Source organism: Aeromicrobium senzhongii (assembly GCF_014334735.1).
In the GTDB taxonomy this organism is placed as follows: domain Bacteria; phylum Actinomycetota; class Actinomycetes; order Propionibacteriales; family Nocardioidaceae; genus Aeromicrobium; species Aeromicrobium senzhongii.
The window spans coordinates 681,357-700,857 of the sequence record NZ_CP060587.1; the positions used below are offsets into that span (position 1 = coordinate 681,357).

Genomic DNA, 19,501 nt, shown 5'->3' on the forward strand with positions numbered 1-19,501 from the left:
CGACCTCACACCCCAGTTCCCAACCGAGGAGCCTCTCATGGCCATCATCGACGACGTCGCCGCACGCGAAATCCTGGACTCCCGTGGCAACCCCACCGTCGAGGTCGAGGTCGTCCTCGACGACGGCTCCTTCGGCCGCGCCGCTGTTCCCTCCGGTGCGTCGACCGGTCAGTTCGAGGCCGTCGAGCTGCGCGACGGTGGCGACCGCTACCTCGGCAAGGGCGTCCTGAAGGCGGTCGAGGCCGTCAACGGCCCGCTGGCGGAGTCGCTCGTCGGGCTCGAGGCCGACGACCAGCGCGCCATCGACGAGATGATGATCGATCTCGACGGCACCCCCAACAAGGCCCAGTACGGCGCCAACGCCATCCTCGGTGTCTCCCTCGCGGTGGCGCACGCCGCCGCCGAGTCCGCCGGCCTGCCGCTGTTCCGCTACGTCGGCGGCCCTAACGCGCACGTCCTGCCCGTCCCGATGATGAACATCCTCAACGGTGGCGCGCACGCCGACTCCAACGTCGACGTCCAGGAGTTCATGATCGCCCCGATCGGTGCGGAGTCCTTCGCCGAGTCGCTGCGCTGGGGCGCCGAGGTCTACCACGCGCTCAAGTCCGTGCTGAAGCAGAAGGGCCTGTCCACGGGCCTGGGCGACGAGGGCGGCTTCGCGCCGAACCTCGAGAGCAACCGGGCCGCGCTCGACCTCATCGCCACGGCCATCGAGAAGGCCGGCCTGAAGGTCGGCTCCGACATCGCGCTGGCCATGGACGTCGCCTCCAGCGAGTTCCACGACGACAACGGCTACACCTTCGAGGGCGTGGCCAAGACGTCCGACGAGATGATCACGTACTACACCGAGCTGGTCGCCTCCTACCCGATCGTGTCCATCGAGGACCCGCTGGACGAGGAGGACTGGGCCGGTTGGACCGCCATGACGGCCGCCCTCGGCGACAAGGTGCAGCTGGTCGGCGACGACCTGTTCGTCACGAACGTCGAGCGCCTCAGCCGCGGCATCGCCGAGAAGGCCGGCAACGCCATGTTGGTGAAGGTCAACCAGATCGGCTCGCTGTCCGAGACGCTGGACGCCGTCGACATGGCCCACCGTGCCGGGTTCCACAACATGATGAGCCACCGCTCGGGCGAGACCGAGGACGTCACGATCGCCGACCTCGCCGTCGCGACGAACTGCGGCCAGATCAAGACCGGCGCCCCGGCCCGCTCCGACCGTGTGGCCAAGTACAACCAGCTGCTGCGCATCGAGGAGCTGCTCGGCTCGGCCGCCAGCTACGCCGGCGCGCGGGCGTTCCCCCGGTTCGCCTGAGCATGGCCGGACGCGGATCGTCACCGTCGTCGCGTCGACCCACGGGTCGGCGCGACGGCCGGTCGACCCCGCGCACCAGCTCGCGCCCCTCGGTCGCCCCGGTATCGGTCGGCCCCTCGGGGTCCGGCACGCGCTTCACGGCGCGGGCGCTGATCCTGCTGGGCGTCGCGGTCATGTTGATCGCCTCCTACACGGCCTCGGTCCACGCCTGGTGGCAGCAGCGCTCCGAGATCGCGGCCCTGGAGTCGCAGAACCGGCGCACCGAGGCCGAGATCGACGACCTCAAGGACCAGCAGCGACGCTGGAACGATCCGGCGTACATCCGCCAGCAGGCGCGCGAGCGCTTCGGCTGGGTCATGCCCGGTGAGGTCGGCTACCGCGTCATCGGCGTCGACGGCGAGCTGAAGGGCCAGTCCTCGACGCTCGACGCGCCTGAGGCGGTGCCGCGTCGGCCCTGGGTCGAACGCCTGTGGGGCTCGGTCGAGGCCGCCGGACAGGCGCCACAGCAGGCCGCACCCGAGACACCTTCCGATCCCGCACTGGAGCCCGACGAATGATCGACCCGGCCGACATCGAGGCCATCACCGAGCAGCTCGGCCGACCCCCGCGAGGCATGATCGAGGTCTCCTCGCGTTGTCCCTCGGGCCACCCCAACGGGGTCAAGACCGAGCCCCGGCTGCCCGACGGCACTCCCTTCCCGACGCTGTACTACCTGACGTGTCCGCGCCTGACCGGTGCGATCGGCACCCTCGAGGCGTCGGGTCTGATGGCCGAGATGACCGAGCGGCTCCGCAACGAGCCCGAGCTCGCGGCCGCCTACCGGGCCGCGCACGAGTCCTACCTCGCCGAGCGTGAGGCGATCGGCCACGTCGACGAGATCGACGGGATCAGCGCCGGCGGCATGCCCGATCGGGTCAAGTGCCTGCACGTGCTCGTCGCGCACTCGCTGGCCAAGGGCCCGGGCGTCAACCCGCTCGGCGACGAGGCCGTGCGGCTGCTGGGTGACTACTGGGGACACTCCAGCTGCGCTCCAGCCGCCCAGGCCGACCCCGCCTGACCGGCCCGGTCGCGGTGGAGCGGCCCCCGCTAGCCTGAACGCCATGGGTGGGACGACGGTGGCTGCGATCGACTGTGGGACGAACTCCATCCGGCTGCTGATCGCCCGGATCGACGGCAGCGAGAAGGTCGACCTGACCCGCGAGATGCGCGTCGTGCGGCTCGGTCAGGGCGTCGACGAGAGCGGATCGCTCGCACCCGAGGCGGTCGAGCGCACGCTCGCCGCCTGCCGCGAGTACGCGCTGGCGATCGAGGCGATGGGGGTCGACGTGGTCTCCTTCGCGGCGACCTCCGCCGTCCGCGACGCCGACAACGCGCGGGAGTTCTCCGACGCCGTCGAGGCTGTCCTGGGCGTCCGGCCCCGGATCCTGACCGGCGACGAGGAGGCGCGTGCTTCCTTCGAGGGGGCGACCGGCGATGTCGCCGACGTCCTCACCACGGTGATCGACCTCGGCGGCGGGTCGACCGAGGTCGTCCAGGGCCTCGGGACCCCGACGTTCGCCCACTCCTTCGACCTGGGCTCGGTGCGCATGACCGAGCGATTCCTGCAGACCGACCCGCCGTCCGTCGCCGAGGTCACGGCCTGCATGACGCACCTGGATGCGGTCATCAACCCGAAGCTGGCGAACCTGCCGCCGACCGAGGAGATCGTCGGCGTCGCGGGGACCATCACCACGATCGCTGCCCACGCCCTCGCGCTGCCGTCCTACGACCACGAGCGGATCCACCTCGCCCGCATCCACATCGACGACCTGCGTGCCGCGTGCAGCTCGCTCATGCAGATGCCGGTCGCCGACCGCCGGGCCCTGCCGTACATGCACCCGGGCCGCGCCGACGTGATCGCCGGGGGAGCGTTGATCCTGGACCGTGTCCTCGAGCACCTGCCCCGCGCCACCGAGGAGATCGTGGTCAGCGAGCAGGACATCCTCGACGGCATCGCATGGGCCGCGGCTCGGGAAGGAGCATGATGCGCGTCTCCGTGCCGGACGAGTCCTGGCTCAGCGCACTGGCCGATCTCGACGTCGAACTCGTCGTCTGGGACGGGTCGGTCGAGCAGCCCGAGGGCTGGCTCGATCTCGTGGTGTGGCCGTACACGCTGGCTCCCACCGACCTCGCCGCGATCGACGTGTCGCGGATCGGTCTCGTGCAGGGGCAGTCGCTGGGCTACGACGGTGTCGCCGACCTCCTGCCTGCCGGAGGTCGATACGCGAACGCCGTCGGCGTGCACGAGGACTCGACCGCCGAGCTCGCGGTCACCCTGCTGCTCGCCGCCGCCCGCAACCTCGACGTCTTCGCCTCCCGCCAGACCCAGGGCCTGTGGCGCAAGAAGTGGTCCTCGAGCCTGCTCGACCGCCGGGTCATGCTGCTCGGGGTCGGCGGCATCGGGACGCGCGTCGCCACCCGCCTCGACGGCTTCGGCTGCGAGCTCGTGCGGGTCGGCTCGCGTGCTCGTGACGATGAGTCCGGCCACGTGCACGGCACCGACGAGCTCGACAAGCTGCTGCCGACCGTCGACGCGGTCGTGGTCGCCGTGCCGCTGACCCCGAAGACCGAGCGGATCATCGACGCCGACTTCTTGGCGCGGCTGCCCGACGGCGCGATCGTCGTGAACGTGGCTCGAGGACGCACGGCCGACACCGCCGCGGTGCTCGCCGAGGCGGGACGGCTGAGGTACGCCGCCGACGTCTTCGACCCCGAGCCGCTCCCGCAGGACCACCCGCTGTGGTCGGCTCCGGGGGTCATCATCACGCCTCACGTGGGCGGCATGACCTCGGCGATGGCGCCGCGCATCCAGGCCGTCGTGCGGGGGCAGATCGCCCGGCTCGCGGCCGGGGAGGAACCGGTCGACGTCGTGGTCGACCATCGCGCCGGCTCGTAGGCTGGGCTCGCTCCCGTAGCCCAACGGCAGAGGCAGACGGCTTAAACCCGTCCCAGTGCGGGTTCGAATCCCGCCGGGAGCACCTCAGGCGGTCAGGACTGCCACAGCCGGACCGCGGACCACGTGTCGTCGAGCAGCGTCGGCTCGGCGGTGCCCCAGCCGTACTCGCTCACGCCCGTGCTCAGGATCGGCAGCGGCAGCGAGCCGGTGGGGAAGAGGACCCACACGCTGCCGACGGAGCCGAGGCGAGGCAGGACGTCGTCGAGCCGCATGTGGAACTCCTGGCTGTTCGACACGGCGATCACGGCGGTGTCGATGCCCGAGGGCTTGACCGGCTCGGTGGGCTCGAGCTGGTTCTCGGCACCCGTCCACGTGTCGTCGAACCAGCGGTCGTCCGGCTGCTCGACGACCTCGTCCTCGTAGGTCTCGACGCCTTCGGGCAGCGGGTCGAGCAGAGCCGTCTCCTCGACCGAATCGCCCACGATCCACACCAGCGAACCCGGGGTGATGCCCAGCAGTTCGGCGGTCGTGAGGTCGTGGGTCATGCGGACATCTTAATGGCGTCGACGTCGCGGATGGCGCGACCGACGGCCAGGCCCTTGGCCTCGAACCGCGTGACGGGTCGGCCCGGGAAGCGCTCGGCCCAGTCTCCCGAGGTCGTGAAGCCCTCGGCGCGGCCGACGACGTCGAGCATCTGGTCGGCATAGTCCTGCCAGTCGGTGGCCATGCGCCAGACGCCGCCGGGCTTGAGGGCCCGGCGGGCGACCGGGACGAATTCGTCCGAGACCAGGCGGCGCTTGTGGTGGCGGGTCTTGTGCCACGGATCGGGGAACCAGATCCGCAGTTCGTCGAGGCACTCCGCCGGCAGCATGCGGCTCAGCGCGGGCACCGCGTCCACGATGATGAGCCGGATGTTCTCGACGCCGTGGTGCCGCATCGACAGCAGCGTCTGCGCGATGCCGGGCACGTAGACCTCGAGGCCGATGAAGTCGGTGTCCGGGTTCTCGCGGGCCGCGTGTACGAGCGACTCGCCCCGGCCGCTGCCGATCTCGAGGATCAGCGGCGCCTCGCGGCCGAACAGGGTCGCCGGGTCGAGCGTGAACCCCTCGGCGACCGAGGTGCTGGTCCGGCCGCGCGGGATGTCGACGACGAAGCGCTCGGCGAGATCGTCCCACGCGCCCTGCAGCCGCTCCGTGAGGCGGCCGCCGCGGCGGGTGAAGGAGACGACCTCGCGCCGGAGCGGCTCCTCGGCACGATCTCGACGGTCTTCGGCGGTTGGGGGCATGGTTCGAATCTATCGAGCCTGTCATCGTGATCGGCATGGCGATCATCCCGGACACGAAGGACTGGACGTGGGTGCTCGACGAGCCCTGCGCGGAGTGCGGCTTCGACGCGTCGGCGGTCGAGGTCGAGCGCGCCGGCGACGAGGTGCGGGCGATGGTCCCGCGGTGGCGCGTCGCGCTCGCCCGCCCGGCTGCGGCCGAGCGTCCTGACCCGGCGACGTGGTCGGTGCTGGAGTACGCGTGCCACGTGCGGGACGTGCTCCTGCTGTTCGCCGAGCGGTTGCGGCTCATCCGGGAGCAGGACGCGCCCGCGTTCCCCGACTGGGACCAGGACGCCACCGCGGCGCAGACCGGATACGCGGCCCAGGATCCCGTGGCGGTGGCCGCGGAGCTGGGCCCCGCCGCCGACGCGTTCGCGGCCGAGATCGCGCTCGTGACCGACTGGACGCGGCCCGGCCTGCGGTCGAACGGCTCGGCGTTCACGGCCGAGTCGCTGACCCGTTACGGGCTGCACGACCTCGTGCACCACATGGTGGACGTCGACGCCTGAGCCGTCCGCGGCGCCCTAGGCTGGGCCCATGGCAGTGGGTACGAACGTGGCAGTCGTCGGAGCGGGAATCGTCGGATTGGCCACGGCCTACTCCCTGCAACGGGCGGGGGCGTCCGTCACGGTCTACGAGACCGGTCGTCCGGGCGGCGGCCAGTCGGCGGGCGACTCGCGGATCTTCCGCCATGCGCACCTGGACCCGCGGCTGACCGCGTTCACGACGCGGTCGCGTCGCCTGTACCGCGAGTGGGGCGATGAGCTCGGTCTCGAGCTGGTGTCCACCGGCGGCGCCGTGGCGCTCGGCCCCGACGTCGACGACAAGCTGGCCGCACTGGCGCAGGTCGACGGCCTCGAGGCGCGACGCATCGACGCCGCCGAGCTGGCCGAGCGCCTGCCGTTGCTGGCCCACTACGACGGTCCGGCGATGATCGACGCCGGCGGTGGCTCGATCAACGCTGCCGGCGCGGTCGAGCGGATCTCGGCTCGGCTCGGCGACGCGATCGTCCAGGACCACGTCCTCACGGTCCGGCCGACCGCCAGCGGCACGGTCGAGGTCCGCACGGGCACCGGCCGCACCGAGCACGACCACGTGGTCGTCGCCGCGGGCCGAGGGACGGCGGCGATCGCCCACGGGCTCGGGTTGTCGCTGCCCGTGCGCAACTCCGCCCAGGTGCGGGTGACGTTCGCGGTCGACGGCGAGCCGCCGGCCACCCTGGCCACGCTGCAGGACATGAGCGGTGCCTTCGGCGAGCCGCGGGTCTACGCCGCCGCCAGCGCCGACCGGACCCGCTACGGCGTGGGCATCGCCGAGGAGGTGCAGGTCAACGACGACGGCTCGTCGGTCGATCCCGAGGTGCTCGACGCCCTGGCCGACCGCGCGGTCGCGTACGTGCGCCGCGCCCTGCCCGGCCTCGATCCGACGCCGGTCGCACACATCCACTGCTGGGTCACCTCACTGCCGTGGGGCGAGGACGGTGTCGGTGTGTGGCAGCACAACGGAGTCTCGCTGGTCGCCGGCAACAACCTGTTCAAGCAGGCGCCTGCGTTGGGCGAGGCCCTCGCTGCGGCGGCCACCGGGGGAGCGCTGCCCGAGTCGCTGCTGGCCTCCTCGCGCCTCGGCCGCGGCTAGGCCCGCAGGCCACGACACGCCCCGAGCGGTGCTGTTTCGTCCGCACTAATGCGGACTGCGTGGTACTGTCTGGTCCATGGATGCGACCCAATTGCTCAAGGGAGTGCTCGACGTGGCCGTGCTGGCCGTCGTCGAGGGCGAGGACGGCTACGGCTACGACGTCGTGCGCCGGTTGCGCACGGCCGGACTCGAGGAGGTCGGGGACGCCTCGGTGTACGGCACGCTGCGCCGGCTCTACTCGGCCGGCGCCCTGACCTCGTACGTCGTCCCCAGCGAGGAGGGGCCGCACCGCAAGTACTACGGCATCACCCCCCAGGGGCGGGCGATGCTCACCACCCAGCGCAAGACCTGGGCGGAGTTCGCCCACACGATGAACCGCCTGCTCGAAGGGAACGCCGCATGAACGCCACCCCCGTCCTGCCCGCCCAGATCACCGCGTTCGCCGCGGAGGTCCGAGCGGCCCTCGCCGACCTGCCCGCCGACGAGGTCGACGAGCTGACCGAGGGCCTGGAGGCCGACCTGGCCGAGGCGTACGCCGAGGACCTGGCCCGCGAGCTGCCCGATCCGGTCTCCTACGCAGCCGAGCTGCGGGGAGCGGCCGGCCTTCCGACGCCGGAGCCCCGGCGCGGACGCATCGCCTCGATCGGCGCCCAGGTCGCCGGCATCGGCGCCGACCTGCGCCGCAGCCTGCGCGCCAACCCGGCGACGGCGGCGGCCCTGGACTTCCTGGCCACGCTGCGGCCCGCGTGGTGGATCGCGCGCGCCTGGGCCGCCTTCCAGTGCTTCGGGGCGTTCTTCGGCTTCGAGGGCGATCTGCTCCCGGCGGACCTCGTCCAGTGGGCGCTGCTGCTCGTGCTGATCGCGGGCAGCGTGTTCCTCGGCCAGCGCACCTGGCCCACGTGGGCCAGGCTCCTCATCGGGGCCGGCAACGTCATTGCGGTCGTGACCTTGATCTTCGCCCTTCCCCAGGTGCCGACCCATGCGGACCTCGGCAACGCGTGGGACAGGGCCGACTCGGCCTACGACTACGAGGGCGGCGTCTACGACGATGACGGCGACGGCACGGGGGTGTACCTCAACGGCAACGAGGTGACGAACATCTTCGCCTACGACGCGCGGGGACGGGCCCTCACCGGTGTGCAGCTGTTCGACCAGGACGGCAAGCCCCTGACCACCTCGGTGCCCGGCGGCAACGGCTGCCTGGCCAAGGACGCCGAGACCGGCGAGTGCACCACACCGGGCGCGTGGGTGCCGACCGTCCTCGAGACGGGGGCGCAGGCGTGGAACGTCTTCCCCATGACGATGGCCGAGTCCTCCTACGACGACCCGACGAAGCCCATCGAGGGCGCCGTCCCGCAGGACCGCCCCGCGCCGTTCCTGAAGGTGCCGGCGCTGTTCTCGGCCGTGCAGCAGGACGCCGAGGTGGCGAAGGACGCGAAGGACGCGAAGGCGCCGCGCTGAGCGGAAGAAACCCGGCGGTGGCGGCGTTGTATAAGGTGAACACACCGACCCCGCCACCACCGGCGCGCGGGGCCACATTCTCCGGAGGAGACCATGAGGAGCAGCAACCCCGTCTTTGCGAAGAACGCGGAGTTCAACGGCCGCGGCACCACGCAGTACGCAGATCCGTCGCAGTGGAAGATCGACCTGTCCGGCGGTGACGGACGCGGCGCATCCGGACCCGGGCTGCAGGCTCCCTCCTCGCCGGGGCGGATGACCCTGGACACCGTCGTCGAGAAGACCGCGATCACGGTCGGCACGGTCGTGCTGTTCGCCGCGATCGCCTGGTTCACCATCGGCAAGGTCTTCGACGACCAGCTCGGCACGGTCGACCAGTCCGCGGTCAACACCGCGTGGATGTTCGCCATGGGCGGCATGATCGTCGGCTTCGTGCTGGCGATGGTGAACTCCTTCAAGAAGGTCATCAGCCCGGCGCTGGTCCTGGCCTACGCCGCAGCCGAGGGCGTCTTCGTCGGCGCCTTCTCCAAGATCGTCTCGACGTGGGTCGGCGACTCGACCATCGTCTTCCAAGCCGTGCTCGGCACGTTCGTCGCGGCCGGTGCGACCCTGGCGGCGTACAAGTTCTTCAACATCCGCGTGACCGACAAGTTCCGCAAGGTCGTCACGATCTCGCTGTTCGCGTTTGCGGGCGTCATGCTCGTGAACTTCCTGCTGAGCATCTTCGGCGTCCTCGACCAGGGCGGTCTGCGCAGCTTCGGCCTCCTGGGCCTCCTGGTCTCGCTGTTCGCGATCGGTCTGGCGGTCCTGTGCCTGATCATGGACTTCGACTTCGTCGAGCGCGGCGTCGCGGCCGGTCTGCCCGAGCGCGAGTCCTGGCGCGCGGCCTTCGGCCTGACCGTCACCCTCGTGTGGCTGTACCTCGAGATCCTGCGTGTCCTCGCCATCTTGCGCGGAGACAACTGATCCTCTCCGAACGAAGGCCCGTCACCTCACGGTGGCGGGCCTTCGTCGTGTCCGGGACCTGAGCCGGTCAGCGGCGCCAGCGCAGGACGGCCGCCCAGCGGCGACCGCGCGGCGCGGGCGCGACTTGGGTGCCACCGTGGTCGACGGCCCACTCGGCGGCCTCCTCGAGCGTCATCTGCTCGAGCGGCGCCTCCTCGTGCGGGCGGACGACGCTGGACCGCCACTGGGTGACGGCGGCGTCCACGAGGAAGTTGGCCACGGTCGCGTAGCCGTGGGCGCTCGGGTGGAAGCGGTCGTCACCGAAGAGCGCATCGGCCTTGAGCAGCAGCAGCGGCTCCAGCACATCCGAGAGCGACACGACGCGCGCGCCCGCCTCGACGGCGGCGACCGTCTGGCGTCGGGCCAGGTGGCGGCTCCAGTACCGGCACACCGTGCGCAGCGGGACGGGCAGCGGCTTGATCGTGCCGAAGTCCGGGACGGACCCGACGATCACCTCCGAGCCCATGGCGCGTAGTCGCCGGACCGCGGCGCCGAGTCGGCGGGCGGAGCGCTTGGCGGGCACCTGGTGGGTGATGTCGTTGGCGCCGACCAGGATGATCGCCAGCTGCGGCTTCAGGTCGACCGCGGCGTCGATCTGGCCCTGGAGGTCGCTTGAGCGAGCACCGACGAACGACTCGTTGTGGATCTGGACCGGCACGCCCAGGATGTGCGAGAGCCCGATGCCCACGAGCGCCGAGGGCGTGTTGTCGACCGACTTCATCCCGTAGCCGACCATGGTCGAGTCGCCCAGCAGGAGGCAACGGAGGGGATCGCCGTCGAGGTCGTGGCCGTAGAGACCGTTGCCCGAGGGCGGGCGATCCGTGGTCGTGCCGATCCGACGGCGTGCGAGGAGGGCCTGGGCGATGAGGACGACGTATGTGCCGACGCTGACTCCCGCGGTCCGCACGGCAGCCTTGGCCGTCGTTCGCGCGGGGCTGGTCACCCCACCAGTGTAAGAAGGTGCGCCAGACGTGGGCCCGGGGTTCCTAGGATGGGGACGTGAACGAGACCGTCCCGAATCTGCGCGACCTCGGCGGGATGCCCGTCGAGGGCGGCTCCGTGCAGCCCGGGCGACTGCTGCGCAGCGCCCTGCCCCTCGCAGACGACACCGCGCCGCCGGAGATCGTCTGGCCGCCGTCGGTCGTCATCGACCTGCGATCGGCGGCCGAGATCGAGCCCGAGCATCCGCTGTCGGGGTCGGGAGTGACGGTCCTGAACTTCCCGTTGCTGAGCGCGCTGCGACCCGGCGTCGCCCCGCCCGAGAGCCTGGCCGAGCTGTACCAACTGATGCTGCGCACCACCGCCGACCACCTCGTCGACGTCGTCGATGCCGTCGCGACGGCACCGGGCACCACGCTCGTGCACTGCGCGGCGGGCAAGGATCGCACGGGTGTTTCCATCGCGATGGTCCTGGCCCTGCTGGGTGCCAAGCGCGAGGACATCGTCGACGACTACCTGGTCACGGCGCAGCACGAGGAGCAGATCGAGTCGCGGTTCCGCCGCCTCTTCGGCCCGCGCCGCGCCACGCTGCCCAACCAGTACCTTGCGACCCCGGTCGAGGCCATCACGGGCGTCCTGGACACGTGGGACGAGCACCCCGGCGGCGCCTTCGGCTGGTTCCAGCAGTGGGGCGGCCGCCCCGAGACGGTCGACCGCCTCCGATCGACGCTGGTCGGCTGATGATCACCGACCGCACGATCGAGCCGCGGGACGTCCCGCTCGGCGGTCTGCGCGGTCTCCGGGTCCACCGCACTCTGCCGAGCCGTCCGCTGCCGACGATCGGCGCCTGGTGCTTCGTCGACCACTTCGGCCCGACCGGGGCGCCGATGGTGGAGGTCCTGCCGCATCCGCACACCGGACTGCAGACGGTCACGTGGCCGCTCGAGGGATCGATCCGGCACCGCGACAGCCTCGGCAGCGACGTCGTGCTGCGCCCCGGCGAGCTGAACCTCATGACCTCGGGCGACGGGGTGTCCCACTCCGAGTTCAGCGACCCGGGTCCGATGCATGGCATCCAGCTCTGGGTCGCGCTGCCCGAGCATCGCCGGCACGGTCCGGCGGACTTCGAGCACCATCCGGACCTCCCGCGCGTGGGTGGGGACGGTTGGGAGGGGGTCGTCCTCGTCGGCCGGTTCGGTGGCGGCGAGTCCCGGGCCACGGTGCACACCCCGCTCGTGGGGGTCGAGCTGCGACTGCAGCCGGGGCGGCACGTGTTCGAGCTGGACTCTGCCTTCGAGTACGGCGTGCTGGCCGTCGACGGTGACGCGACCGTCGCGGGGCAGCCGGTCGCGCAGCGGGCCCTGCACTATCTGGCGCCCGGCCGGGCCGCGCTGGCGATCGAGGTCGAGCGCCCCACCCTGGTGATGCTCCTCGGCGGTGAGCCGTTCGAGGAGGAGATCGTCATGTGGTGGAACTTCATCGGGCGCACGCACGAGGAGGTCGTGGCCGCGCGCGAGCAGTGGCAGGCGCTCGATCCACGCTTCGGTCGGGTCGAGGGACACGACGGAGTCGTCATCCCGGCTCCGCCGCTGCCGCGTGTGCGGCTGACTCCGCGCACCCGGCGCGACTGAACACGGGGGAGGTGCGCGCATTCGCCCCACTTTCAGATACTCTCGGTATTCGGAGGTGGGTATGACGTACTTCACACAGAAGATCGCCGTCGTCACGGGTGCGGGTTCGGGGATCGGTCGTGCACTCGCGCTGGAGCTGGTGGGCCGCGGGGCGCGGGTCGCCATCTGCGACGTCGACGCCGCAGGCCTGGCCGAGACCGAGCAACTGATCCGCGCGGCGGGCGGTGAGGTGCGGTCGGACCACCTCGACGTCACCGAGCGTGAGCGGGTGCTGGCCTACGCCGCCGAGGTCGCCGATCATTTCGGCGCCGTCCACCAGATCTACAACAACGCGGGCATCGCGTTCACCGGCGACATCGAGGCGACGGACTTCAAGCACCTCGAGCGGGTCATGGACGTCGACTACTGGGGTGTGGTGAACGGGACGAAGGCATTCCTGCCCCACCTGATCGCCTCGGGTGATGGTCACGTCGTCAACATCTCGAGCGTCTTCGGCATCATCTCGGTGCCCACGCAGGGCGCGTACAACGCCGCCAAGTTCGCCGTCCGCGGCTTCACCGAGGCGCTGAGCATGGAGATGGCGTCGCGCGGCCGTCCGGTGAAGGTGACGTGCGTGCACCCCGGCGGGATCAAGACCAACGTCGCGCGCAACGCCGGCCAGGTCGACGGGCTCGACCACGACGGACTGGCGACGACCTTCGACCGGATCGCCCGCACCAGCCCCGCCCGGGCCGCCGAGGTGATCCTCGACGGCGTCCAGAAGGGCAGGACGAGGGTGCTCATCGGCGCGGACGCGCGGGTGATCGACCTGGTTGCCCGGGTGGCCGGGCCGCACTACCAGCGCCTCGTGGGGCGCCTCGCAGGAAAGGCCGGATTGTGAGCTTGTTGACCGTGCGGAACAGCTGGAGCGGGCACAAGTTCCCCCATCCGCCCGGGCGTCGCCCCATCGCCTACGACGCGATGCGGATGAACACCGACACTCCGATCAAGAACGTCATGACGATCGGTGGGTCCCTCGGTCCGATCTTCGAGGTGCGCGTCTTCAACCAGAAGTACGTGTTCGTCTCCGACGCCGCGCTGGCCGCCGAGTTGTGCGACGAGTCGCGCTTCTACAAGGTCCTGGCGCCCGCGGTGGCGCAGTTGCGCGACTTCGTCGGCGACGGCTTGTTCACGGCGCTCGAGGGCGAGCAGAACTGGCACACGGCCCACGGCGTGCTCATGCCGGCCTTCGCGAAGGCTGCGATGCGCGGCTACCACGACACGATGCTCGAGACGGCGGCCGAGATGTTCGGGGTGTGGGACAGCCAGGGCGGGCCGATCGACGTGACCGCCGACATGACCCGGTTGACGCTCGAGACGATCAGCCGCTGCGCCTTCAGCCGCGACTTCGGATCGTTCACCTCCAGCGAGCGTCACCCGTTCGTCGACGCGATGGTGATGGCGCTCATGACGGGGATGCAGAAGGGTGCGCTCGACGCGGTGCCCGGGGGCGGCAGGATCGCTCGGCGCATCGACGAGCGGAACGCCGATCAGCGCGCGTATCTCGACGATCTCGTCGACACGATGGTGGGGGAGCGCCGCGAGAGCGGTGAGCGGCACGACGACCTGCTCGACCGGATGCTCTACGAGGCCCATCCCGAGACCGGTGTGAAGCTCGACGACCGCAACATCCGCGAGCAGATCCTCACGTTCCTGGTGGCGGGTCACGAGACGACGTCGGGTGCCTTGAGCTTCGCGCTGTACTACCTGTCGCGGAACCCCGAGATCCTCGCGAAGGCCCACGCCGAGGTCGACGACCTGCTGGGGCCGGACCCCGACACCGAGCCGACCTTCGAGCAGATCCCGCGCCTGCGCTACCTGCGGCGCTGCCTCGACGAGACCCTGCGGCTGTGGCCCACCGCCCCGGCGTTCGCCCGGTCTCCGCGCGAGACGACGACCGTCGGAGCGGGAACCGAGCATGAGGTCGTGATGACGCCGGATGACTGGGCGATGATCATCCTGCCGATGACGCACCGCGATCCGAAGGCCTGGGGTCCGACGGCCGAGGACTTCGATCCGGATCGGTTCCTGCCCGAGAACTCGCGCGGGCGGATGAAGAACATCTACAAGCCGTTCGGCACGGGGGAGCGGGCCTGCATCGGCCGCCAGTTCGCGATCCACGAGGCGATCTTGGTGTTGGCGCGGATTCTGCATCGCTTCGACATCACGGGAGACCCGGACTACGAGCTGCGCATCGAGGAGCGGCTGACGATCGTGCCGAAGGACTTCCACGTCACGTTGACGCCGCGCACGCCCACGGTGGCTGCTGCGCAGGCGCCGGCCGCCGACACCGGACCCGCCGAGGCGCCGTCGGGCTGCCCCGTCGCGCACTAGCGCGAGTTCACGCTCACCGCAGCGTCGTGCGGCCGGCTTGAGCACGGTGGCCCCAGCCAACCTCGCCTGCGCGATCACCGCGTCGACCTCGTCATTGTCCTTGACGAAGCCGAGACCGTCCTCGTAGAACGACCGGGCGCGATCCAGGTCGGCCACACCGAGGCTGGTCAGGCTGAGTTGTTGGACCATGGGCTCACCCCAGGCACGACCGTCACGCGGGGAGCAGGCCCGCGGCTTGCGCCACCTCGCGATAGGCCCGCGCCAGCGACTCCACGTTCTCGTGCGCGTTCAGTCCGCTGGGGTTGGGCACGACCCAGACCTGGGCCCCGGCGAGGTCGTCGGGTTGCCGGCCCGGGCGGGCGGCGCGGTGGCCGAACGCGGTGCGAAAGGACGTGATGCCCGCGACCGCGACGACGCGCGGTCGGTGCTCGGTGACGAGCTCGACCAAGCGGGCGCGGCCCTCCACCAGCTCGGACGGGTCCAGCTCGTCGGCCCGGGCGGATGCTCGGGCGACGAGATTGGTGATCCCCACGCCGCGGTCACGCAGCTGCTCGGCCGCCAGGGCCGGGTCGTCGGTGTCGACCAGCCCGGCGCGCACCAGCGCCGGGTAGAACCGGTTGCCGCGCCGGGCGAAGTGCAGGCCCGTCGCGGCGCTGACCAGGCCGGGGTTGATCCCGACGAACAGCAGCCGCAGGTCGTCCGGCATCAGGTCCGGGATCGTGCGTCCGGCGAAGGACTCCAGCTCGGCGCGACTCCAGCTCATGCGATCAGGCGTAGGAGACGCCGGTCGCGTGCAGCGGGCAGTACCCGAACGGGTTCTTGACGAGGTACTGCTGGTGCGCCTCCTCGGCGTAGTAGTACGCGTCGAGGGGGCGGATCTGCGTCGTGATCTGGCCGTACCCGTGGGCGGTCATCTGCTGCTGGTAGGCCTCGCGGGACGCCTCGGCCTCGGCCTGCTGCTCGGGCGTCGTGGTCAAGATGACGGACCGGTAGTTCGAGCCGCGGTCGTTGCCCTGGCGCATGCCCTGCGTCGGATCGTGGTTCTCCCAGAACACCTTCAACAGGTCGGCGTAGCTGATGACCGAGGGATCGAAGATGACGCGCACGACCTCGGCGTGACCGGTACGGCCCGTGCACACCTCCTCGTACGTCGGGTTCGGGGTGACGCCGCCGGCATAGCCGACGGAGGTGGACCAGACGCCGGGCTGCTCCCAGAACGTCTTCTCCTCGCCCCAGAAGCACCCGAGGCCGAACACGGCGATCCCGAAGCCCTCGGGGCCGTCGGTCTCGATGGGGTTGCCGGTCACGAGGTGCCGATCCCCGACCTCGAAGGGGCGGGTGTCGCGGCCCGGGAGCGCGGTCTCGGGCGTGGGAAGCGTCGTCTTGTCGAATCCGAATCGCATGCCAACATCAACGCCGCGCGATGTCGGCATGTTCCCGTAGCCTCAGAGAGTGAGCAGCGAATCCCGGGGGGCCGGCCGGTACGCGATCCCCATCGGAGTGGAGATCGCTGCGGCGTGGGCCTGGCGCCTCGTGCTCATCGGAGCCGCCGGCTACCTGCTCATCCGGGTGCTCGGCTACTTCTCCGAGGTCACCGTCCCGATCGCCATCGCCGCACTGCTCGCGGCTCTCACGGTCGGAGCGGTCGACTGGCTCGCCCGTCACGGGGTGCCCCGGCTCGCTGCGGCCCTGACGGTCGTCCTGGGGCTGCTGCTCACGGTGATCGGCCTGATCGGCGTGGTGGGACAGCAGTTGTCGACGCAGTTCGACGACCTGCGCGACAGCGTCATCCAGGGGATCGACCAGGTGCAGAACTGGGCGCGCACCGGGCCGCTCGATCTCTCCGACCGTCAGCTCGACAGCTGGATCGACCGACTCGAGAAGGCGATCTCCAGCAGTGACTCCGCCATCTTCTCGCAAGCCACCGAAGTCGGCGTCCAGATCGGCCACTTCGTGGCTGGCTTCCTGGTCACGTTCTTCACCCTGTTCTTCTTCCTCTATGAGGGAGCTCGCATCTGGGGCTGGATCGTGCGGTTGTTCCCACGGGTCGCCCGTGAGCGCGTGCACTCCTCGGGCCGCGCGGCGTGGGGGTCGCTCACCGCGTTCGTGCGCGCCACCGTCCTCGTCGCCCTGGCGGACGCCGTCGGCATCGCGGGCGTCGCCCTGATCCTGCAGGTTCCCCTCGCGGCGGCGATCGGCGTCCTGGTGTTCCTGGGTGCCTTCATCCCGATCATCGGTGCCACCCTTTCGGGCCTGGTGGCGGTTCTGGTGGCCCTCGTCGCCCAGGGTCCGGTCACGGCGTTGGTGATGCTGGCGGGCGTCATCGCGGTGCAACAAATCGAGGCACACGTCCTGCAGCCCTTCCTGATGGGCCACATCGTCGCTCTCCATCCGCTCGCCATCCTGCTCGTGATCGCGACAGGGCTGGTCGCCGGCGGCATCGTCGGTGCCCTGCTCGCAGTGCCCCTCGCGGCGTGCGTCAACACGATCGTGCGGCACCTGGCGGCGGGCGATCCACCGGACACCGATGGACCACTCGGCGAGGAGTCACGGGACCTCGGGAGCCCACCCGCGGCACCGGCCTAGGCTGGACGCGTGGACCTCGACGATGCGCGCGCGGCAAGGCAAACCCTCCAGGGCGTCAGTGAAGTCACGCCGCTCACGCACTCGAGGTGGCTGCACGAGCTGACCGGTCGCGACGTCCGGCTCAAGTGCGAGAACCTGCAGCGCGCTGGGTCGTTCAAGATCCGCGGCGCCTACACACGCATCGCGCGGCTGTCCGACCAGGAGCGTGCCCGGGGGGTCGTCGCGGCCAGCGCCGGCAACCATGCGCAGGGCGTCGCCCTCGCCGCCGCCAAGCTCGGTGCCCGCGCCACGATCTTCATGCCGCACGGCGCTGCCCTGCCGAAGGTCCAGGCCACCCTCGGGTACGGCGCGGAGGTCCGGTTCCACGGGCTCGGCGTCACCGAGGCGCTCGTGGCCGCCGCCGAGTTCGCCGAGGAGACCGGCGCCACCTTGATCCACCCCTTCGACCACCCGGACATCATCGCCGGGCAGGCGACCGTGGGACTCGAGATCGTCGAGCAACTCCCGGAGGTGTCGACCATCCTCGTCCCCTTGGGCGGCGGGGGACTGGCAGCCGGCATCGCCCTGCTCAAGTCCGAGCGCCCCGACATCACCGTCGTCGGCGTGCAGGCCGAGGCCGCGGCGGCCTATCCCGGATCGCTCGCCGAGGGGATCCCCGTCGAGGCCGACCTCGGGTCGACGATGGCCGACGGGATCGCGGTCTCACGACCGGGCGCAGTGCCGTTCGGGTTGATCCGCGAGCACCTGGACGGCGTCGTCACGGTCTCCGAGGAGTCGATGAGTCAGGCGCTGATCGGACTGCTCGAGCGCGCCAAGCTGCTCGCCGAGCCGGCGGGATCGGTGGGAGTGGCGGCGCTGCTGGAGTACCCGGACCGCTTCGACGGCCCCGTGGTCCCGGTGCTCTCGGGCGGCAACATCGACGCCTTGCTCCTGCTCGAGGTGATCCGGCACGGCCTGGCCTCCGGCGGCCGGTTCCTGATGTTCCGCGTGCGCATCTCGGACCGCCCCGGCGAGTTGATGCGGCTGCTGACCGAGCTGGCCCAGATGGACGTGAACATCCTCAACGTCAACCACGATCGCGGCTCGGAGGCCCTGGGCGTGCGCGAGGTCGAGGTGGCGCTGCAGGTCGCGACCCGCGGCAACGCCCACCGCGAAGAGGTCTGGCGCCGCCTGACCGAGCTGGGCTACGACCCCAGCTGAGCGTGACGGTTTACCACGGTCCCGTGGTAAACCAGCGCCTCCCCAGGGAAACTTCCCTGGGGAGGCGGCGAATTACCACGGGACCGTGGTAAACCGACGGTCCCGACGGATCAGAAGGGCTTGGCCTCGACGATCTCGACGGTGAGGGTCTTGCCGTTGGGGGCCTCGTAGGAGACCGTGTCGCCGGCGAAGGTGCCCATGATGGCCGCACCGAGCGGCGACGTGGGCGAGTAGATGTCCAGATCGACGCTGGAGTCCATGCTCAGCAGCTCACGCGAGCCCAGCAGGAACGTCTCGGTGTCGGTGTCGCCCTGGAAGCGGATGGTGACCTTCATACCCGCCTCGACCTTGCCGTCGTCGGCCGGCGCGTCGCCGACCTCGGCGCGGCGCAGCCGGTCCTCGAGCTGACGGATCTGCGCGTCGGTCTTGCCCTGCTCCTCGCGAGCGGCGTGGTACCCGCCGTTCTCGCGCAGGTCGCCCTCTTCGCGGGCATTGGCGATCTTCTGCGTGATGTCGGGAAGAACCTCGTTCTTGAGGCGGTTGAGCTCGGCGACGAGTCGGTCGTAGGCCTCCTGGGTCACCCAGATGGTCTCGGTCTCGGTCGACATGGCTGTTCTCCTCACTACGTGCGACACCCCGGGACCTCCCGGGGTGAAACGTCGAGTCTACAGCATCACGAAGGTTCGCAGGAGTCCAAAACCGCGGTGACCGCACGGCGCTCGGTGCGGATCTCCGAGACGACGCGCACGGGACTCTGCGACGAGGCCGGCACCTCGACGTTCTTCTCACCGACGACGACCTTGTCCTGGGCCTGGGCGAACACCCGGCAGGTCAGTGCCACGGGCTCGTCGCGGAAGATCTCCAGGTCGACCTGGGTGCGCTGCGCGTCGATGACCTCGTAGGAGTGGACGCGGGCCTGGAACACCGGCACGTCGGTCCACGAGGCCCAAGCGGCCCAGGCGATGCCCACCGTGACGCCGAGGGCGGCGACGAGGGGCCACAGCCATCGCGGGGTCGTGCGGCGATGGCGTCCGTAGCGCGCGTCGAGATCGGTCACGCCTTCCAGTGTCTCAGGGGCGTGAAAGACTGGGGCACGTGGTCGA

At 70.7% G+C, this 19,501-nt stretch carries 23 protein-coding genes and 1 tRNA gene; 17 read left to right on the plus strand and 7 right to left on the minus strand.

The window, feature by feature from the left end; translation table 11 throughout:
• Positions 1 to 37 precede the first annotated feature (37 nt).
• The 6 genes from eno to H9L21_RS03395 all read left to right on the plus strand — a co-directional run bounded on the left by eno (position 38) and on the right by H9L21_RS03395 (position 4,329).
• Entirely contained in the window at positions 38 to 1,312 is a 1,275-nt protein-coding gene (eno, locus tag H9L21_RS03370; protein ID WP_154595690.1) for a phosphopyruvate hydratase, read from the plus strand.
• A 2-nt stretch (positions 1,313 to 1,314) separates the two neighbouring features.
• Positions 1,315 to 1,869: an FtsB family cell division protein gene (locus H9L21_RS03375; RefSeq protein WP_154595689.1), complete on the plus strand. Its 555-nt coding sequence runs from the start codon at positions 1,315 to 1,317 to the stop codon at positions 1,867 to 1,869.
• Positions 1,866 to 2,369, plus strand: a complete 504-nt coding sequence (locus H9L21_RS03380) for a DUF501 domain-containing protein (protein ID WP_154595688.1) — start codon at positions 1,866 to 1,868, stop codon at positions 2,367 to 2,369. Before H9L21_RS03375 ends, H9L21_RS03380 begins: the two co-directional genes overlap by 4 nt.
• A gap of 43 nt (positions 2,370 to 2,412) precedes the next feature.
• The gene (locus H9L21_RS03385) at positions 2,413 to 3,336 is read left to right on the plus strand and encodes a Ppx/GppA phosphatase family protein (protein ID WP_154595687.1); all 924 of its coding nucleotides are present in this window, start codon (positions 2,413 to 2,415) and stop codon (positions 3,334 to 3,336) included.
• Positions 3,333 to 4,247, plus strand: a complete 915-nt coding sequence (locus tag H9L21_RS03390; protein WP_154595686.1) for an NAD(P)-dependent oxidoreductase — start codon at positions 3,333 to 3,335, stop codon at positions 4,245 to 4,247. The genes H9L21_RS03385 and H9L21_RS03390 overlap by 4 nt, the downstream gene beginning before the upstream one ends.
• A gap of 9 nt (positions 4,248 to 4,256) precedes the next feature.
• Positions 4,257 to 4,329: transfer RNA gene (locus H9L21_RS03395), tRNA-Leu, on the plus strand.
• 10 nt (positions 4,330 to 4,339) lie between these two features.
• Here H9L21_RS03395 and H9L21_RS03400 read toward each other — a convergent pair.
• Together H9L21_RS03400 and trmB are read right to left on the minus strand one after the other, a co-directional pair.
• Entirely contained in the window at positions 4,340 to 4,792 is a 453-nt protein-coding gene (locus H9L21_RS03400; protein WP_154595685.1) for a hypothetical protein, read from the minus strand.
• On the minus strand, positions 4,789 to 5,532 hold the full coding sequence (trmB, locus tag H9L21_RS03405) for a tRNA (guanosine(46)-N7)-methyltransferase TrmB (protein WP_154595684.1): 744 nt from the start codon (positions 5,530 to 5,532) through the stop codon (positions 4,789 to 4,791). The genes H9L21_RS03400 and trmB overlap by 4 nt, the downstream gene beginning before the upstream one ends.
• Before the next feature lie 35 nt (positions 5,533 to 5,567).
• Between trmB and H9L21_RS03410 the strand changes: the two genes are divergently transcribed.
• From H9L21_RS03410 to H9L21_RS03430, 5 genes are all read left to right on the plus strand, one after another.
• Positions 5,568 to 6,080, plus strand: coding sequence for a DinB family protein (locus tag H9L21_RS03410; protein ID WP_154595683.1), 513 nt, complete (start codon positions 5,568 to 5,570; stop codon positions 6,078 to 6,080).
• A 28-nt stretch (positions 6,081 to 6,108) separates the two neighbouring features.
• The gene (locus H9L21_RS03415) at positions 6,109 to 7,206 is read left to right on the plus strand and encodes an NAD(P)/FAD-dependent oxidoreductase (RefSeq protein WP_154595682.1); all 1,098 of its coding nucleotides are present in this window, start codon (positions 6,109 to 6,111) and stop codon (positions 7,204 to 7,206) included.
• A gap of 76 nt (positions 7,207 to 7,282) precedes the next feature.
• Entirely contained in the window at positions 7,283 to 7,609 is a 327-nt protein-coding gene (locus H9L21_RS03420; protein WP_154595681.1) for a PadR family transcriptional regulator, read from the plus strand.
• The gene (locus H9L21_RS03425; protein WP_154595680.1) at positions 7,606 to 8,667 is read left to right on the plus strand and encodes a hypothetical protein; all 1,062 of its coding nucleotides are present in this window, start codon (positions 7,606 to 7,608) and stop codon (positions 8,665 to 8,667) included. The genes H9L21_RS03420 and H9L21_RS03425 overlap by 4 nt, the downstream gene beginning before the upstream one ends.
• Before the next feature lie 93 nt (positions 8,668 to 8,760).
• Positions 8,761 to 9,630, plus strand: coding sequence for a Bax inhibitor-1/YccA family protein (locus H9L21_RS03430; RefSeq protein WP_154595679.1), 870 nt, complete (start codon positions 8,761 to 8,763; stop codon positions 9,628 to 9,630).
• A gap of 67 nt (positions 9,631 to 9,697) precedes the next feature.
• Here the strand turns inward: H9L21_RS03430 and H9L21_RS03435 are convergent, their stop codons facing one another.
• Entirely contained in the window at positions 9,698 to 10,612 is a 915-nt protein-coding gene (locus H9L21_RS03435) for an SGNH/GDSL hydrolase family protein (RefSeq protein WP_154595678.1), read from the minus strand.
• A gap of 56 nt (positions 10,613 to 10,668) precedes the next feature.
• On the opposite strand from H9L21_RS03435, the gene H9L21_RS03440 reads away from it, so the two are divergent.
• The 4 genes from H9L21_RS03440 to H9L21_RS03455 all read left to right on the plus strand — a co-directional run bounded on the left by H9L21_RS03440 (position 10,669) and on the right by H9L21_RS03455 (position 14,612).
• Entirely contained in the window at positions 10,669 to 11,349 is a 681-nt protein-coding gene (locus tag H9L21_RS03440) for a tyrosine-protein phosphatase (RefSeq protein ID WP_154595677.1), read from the plus strand.
• The gene (locus H9L21_RS03445; RefSeq protein WP_154595676.1) at positions 11,349 to 12,239 is read left to right on the plus strand and encodes a pirin family protein; all 891 of its coding nucleotides are present in this window, start codon (positions 11,349 to 11,351) and stop codon (positions 12,237 to 12,239) included. The genes H9L21_RS03440 and H9L21_RS03445 overlap by 1 nt, the downstream gene beginning before the upstream one ends.
• Before the next feature lie 61 nt (positions 12,240 to 12,300).
• Positions 12,301 to 13,119: an SDR family NAD(P)-dependent oxidoreductase gene (locus H9L21_RS03450; protein WP_154595675.1), complete on the plus strand. Its 819-nt coding sequence runs from the start codon at positions 12,301 to 12,303 to the stop codon at positions 13,117 to 13,119.
• Positions 13,120 to 13,130: 11 nt separating this feature from the next.
• On the plus strand, positions 13,131 to 14,612 hold the full coding sequence (locus H9L21_RS03455; protein ID WP_222865840.1) for a cytochrome P450: 1,482 nt from the start codon (positions 13,131 to 13,133) through the stop codon (positions 14,610 to 14,612).
• Positions 14,613 to 14,823: 211 nt separating this feature from the next.
• Here H9L21_RS03455 and H9L21_RS03460 read toward each other — a convergent pair whose 3' ends face one another.
• Complete coding sequence (locus H9L21_RS03460; protein WP_154595674.1) at positions 14,824 to 15,375, minus strand: mismatch-specific DNA-glycosylase; 552 nt, start codon at positions 15,373 to 15,375, stop codon at positions 14,824 to 14,826.
• Between the two features lie 4 nt (positions 15,376 to 15,379).
• On the minus strand, positions 15,380 to 16,015 hold the full coding sequence (gene msrA / locus H9L21_RS03465; RefSeq protein ID WP_154595673.1) for a peptide-methionine (S)-S-oxide reductase MsrA: 636 nt from the start codon (positions 16,013 to 16,015) through the stop codon (positions 15,380 to 15,382).
• A gap of 49 nt (positions 16,016 to 16,064) precedes the next feature.
• On the opposite strand from msrA, the gene H9L21_RS03470 reads away from it, so the two are divergent.
• Together H9L21_RS03470 and ilvA are read left to right on the plus strand one after the other, a co-directional pair.
• Complete coding sequence (locus H9L21_RS03470) at positions 16,065 to 17,198, plus strand: AI-2E family transporter (protein ID WP_187411758.1); 1,134 nt, start codon at positions 16,065 to 16,067, stop codon at positions 17,196 to 17,198.
• A 9-nt stretch (positions 17,199 to 17,207) separates the two neighbouring features.
• The gene (gene ilvA / locus H9L21_RS03475; RefSeq protein WP_187411759.1) at positions 17,208 to 18,398 is read left to right on the plus strand and encodes a threonine ammonia-lyase; all 1,191 of its coding nucleotides are present in this window, start codon (positions 17,208 to 17,210) and stop codon (positions 18,396 to 18,398) included.
• Between the two features lie 110 nt (positions 18,399 to 18,508).
• Here ilvA and greA read toward each other — a convergent pair whose 3' ends face one another.
• Positions 18,509 to 19,006 carry a transcription elongation factor GreA gene (greA, locus tag H9L21_RS03480; protein WP_154595672.1) on the minus strand — a complete coding sequence of 166 codons (498 nt, stop codon included), beginning with the start codon at positions 19,004 to 19,006 and terminating at the stop codon, positions 18,509 to 18,511.
• Between the two features lie 65 nt (positions 19,007 to 19,071).
• Positions 19,072 to 19,455: a DUF4307 domain-containing protein gene (locus H9L21_RS03485; RefSeq protein WP_187411760.1), complete on the minus strand. Its 384-nt coding sequence runs from the start codon at positions 19,453 to 19,455 to the stop codon at positions 19,072 to 19,074.
• Positions 19,456 to 19,501 lie beyond the last annotated feature (46 nt).

Bases quoted from the DNA above. Each gene is read 5' to 3' on its own strand.
- eno (WP_154595690.1), top strand. From the start codon at position 38: ATGGCCATCATCGACGACGTCGCCGCACGCGAAATCCTGGACTCCCGT.
- H9L21_RS03375 (WP_154595689.1), top strand. From the start codon at position 1,315: ATGGCCGGACGCGGATCGTCACCGTCGTCGCGTCGACCCACGGGTCGG.
- H9L21_RS03380 (WP_154595688.1), top strand. From the start codon at position 1,866: ATGATCGACCCGGCCGACATCGAGGCCATCACCGAGCAGCTCGGCCGA.
- H9L21_RS03385 (WP_154595687.1), top strand. From the start codon at position 2,413: ATGGGTGGGACGACGGTGGCTGCGATCGACTGTGGGACGAACTCCATC.
- H9L21_RS03390 (WP_154595686.1), top strand. From the start codon at position 3,333: ATGATGCGCGTCTCCGTGCCGGACGAGTCCTGGCTCAGCGCACTGGCC.
- H9L21_RS03400 (WP_154595685.1), bottom strand. From the start codon at position 4,792: ATGACCCACGACCTCACGACCGCCGAACTGCTGGGCATCACCCCGGGT.
- trmB (WP_154595684.1), bottom strand. From the start codon at position 5,532: ATGCCCCCAACCGCCGAAGACCGTCGAGATCGTGCCGAGGAGCCGCTC.
- H9L21_RS03410 (WP_154595683.1), top strand. From the start codon at position 5,568: ATGGCGATCATCCCGGACACGAAGGACTGGACGTGGGTGCTCGACGAG.
- H9L21_RS03415 (WP_154595682.1), top strand. From the start codon at position 6,109: ATGGCAGTGGGTACGAACGTGGCAGTCGTCGGAGCGGGAATCGTCGGA.
- H9L21_RS03420 (WP_154595681.1), top strand. From the start codon at position 7,283: ATGGATGCGACCCAATTGCTCAAGGGAGTGCTCGACGTGGCCGTGCTG.
- H9L21_RS03425 (WP_154595680.1), top strand. From the start codon at position 7,606: ATGAACGCCACCCCCGTCCTGCCCGCCCAGATCACCGCGTTCGCCGCG.
- H9L21_RS03430 (WP_154595679.1), top strand. From the start codon at position 8,761: ATGAGGAGCAGCAACCCCGTCTTTGCGAAGAACGCGGAGTTCAACGGC.
- H9L21_RS03445 (WP_154595676.1), top strand. From the start codon at position 11,349: ATGATCACCGACCGCACGATCGAGCCGCGGGACGTCCCGCTCGGCGGT.
- H9L21_RS03450 (WP_154595675.1), top strand. From the start codon at position 12,301: ATGACGTACTTCACACAGAAGATCGCCGTCGTCACGGGTGCGGGTTCG.
- H9L21_RS03460 (WP_154595674.1), bottom strand. From the start codon at position 15,375: ATGAGCTGGAGTCGCGCCGAGCTGGAGTCCTTCGCCGGACGCACGATC.
- msrA (WP_154595673.1), bottom strand. From the start codon at position 16,015: ATGCGATTCGGATTCGACAAGACGACGCTTCCCACGCCCGAGACCGCG.
- greA (WP_154595672.1), bottom strand. From the start codon at position 19,006: ATGTCGACCGAGACCGAGACCATCTGGGTGACCCAGGAGGCCTACGAC.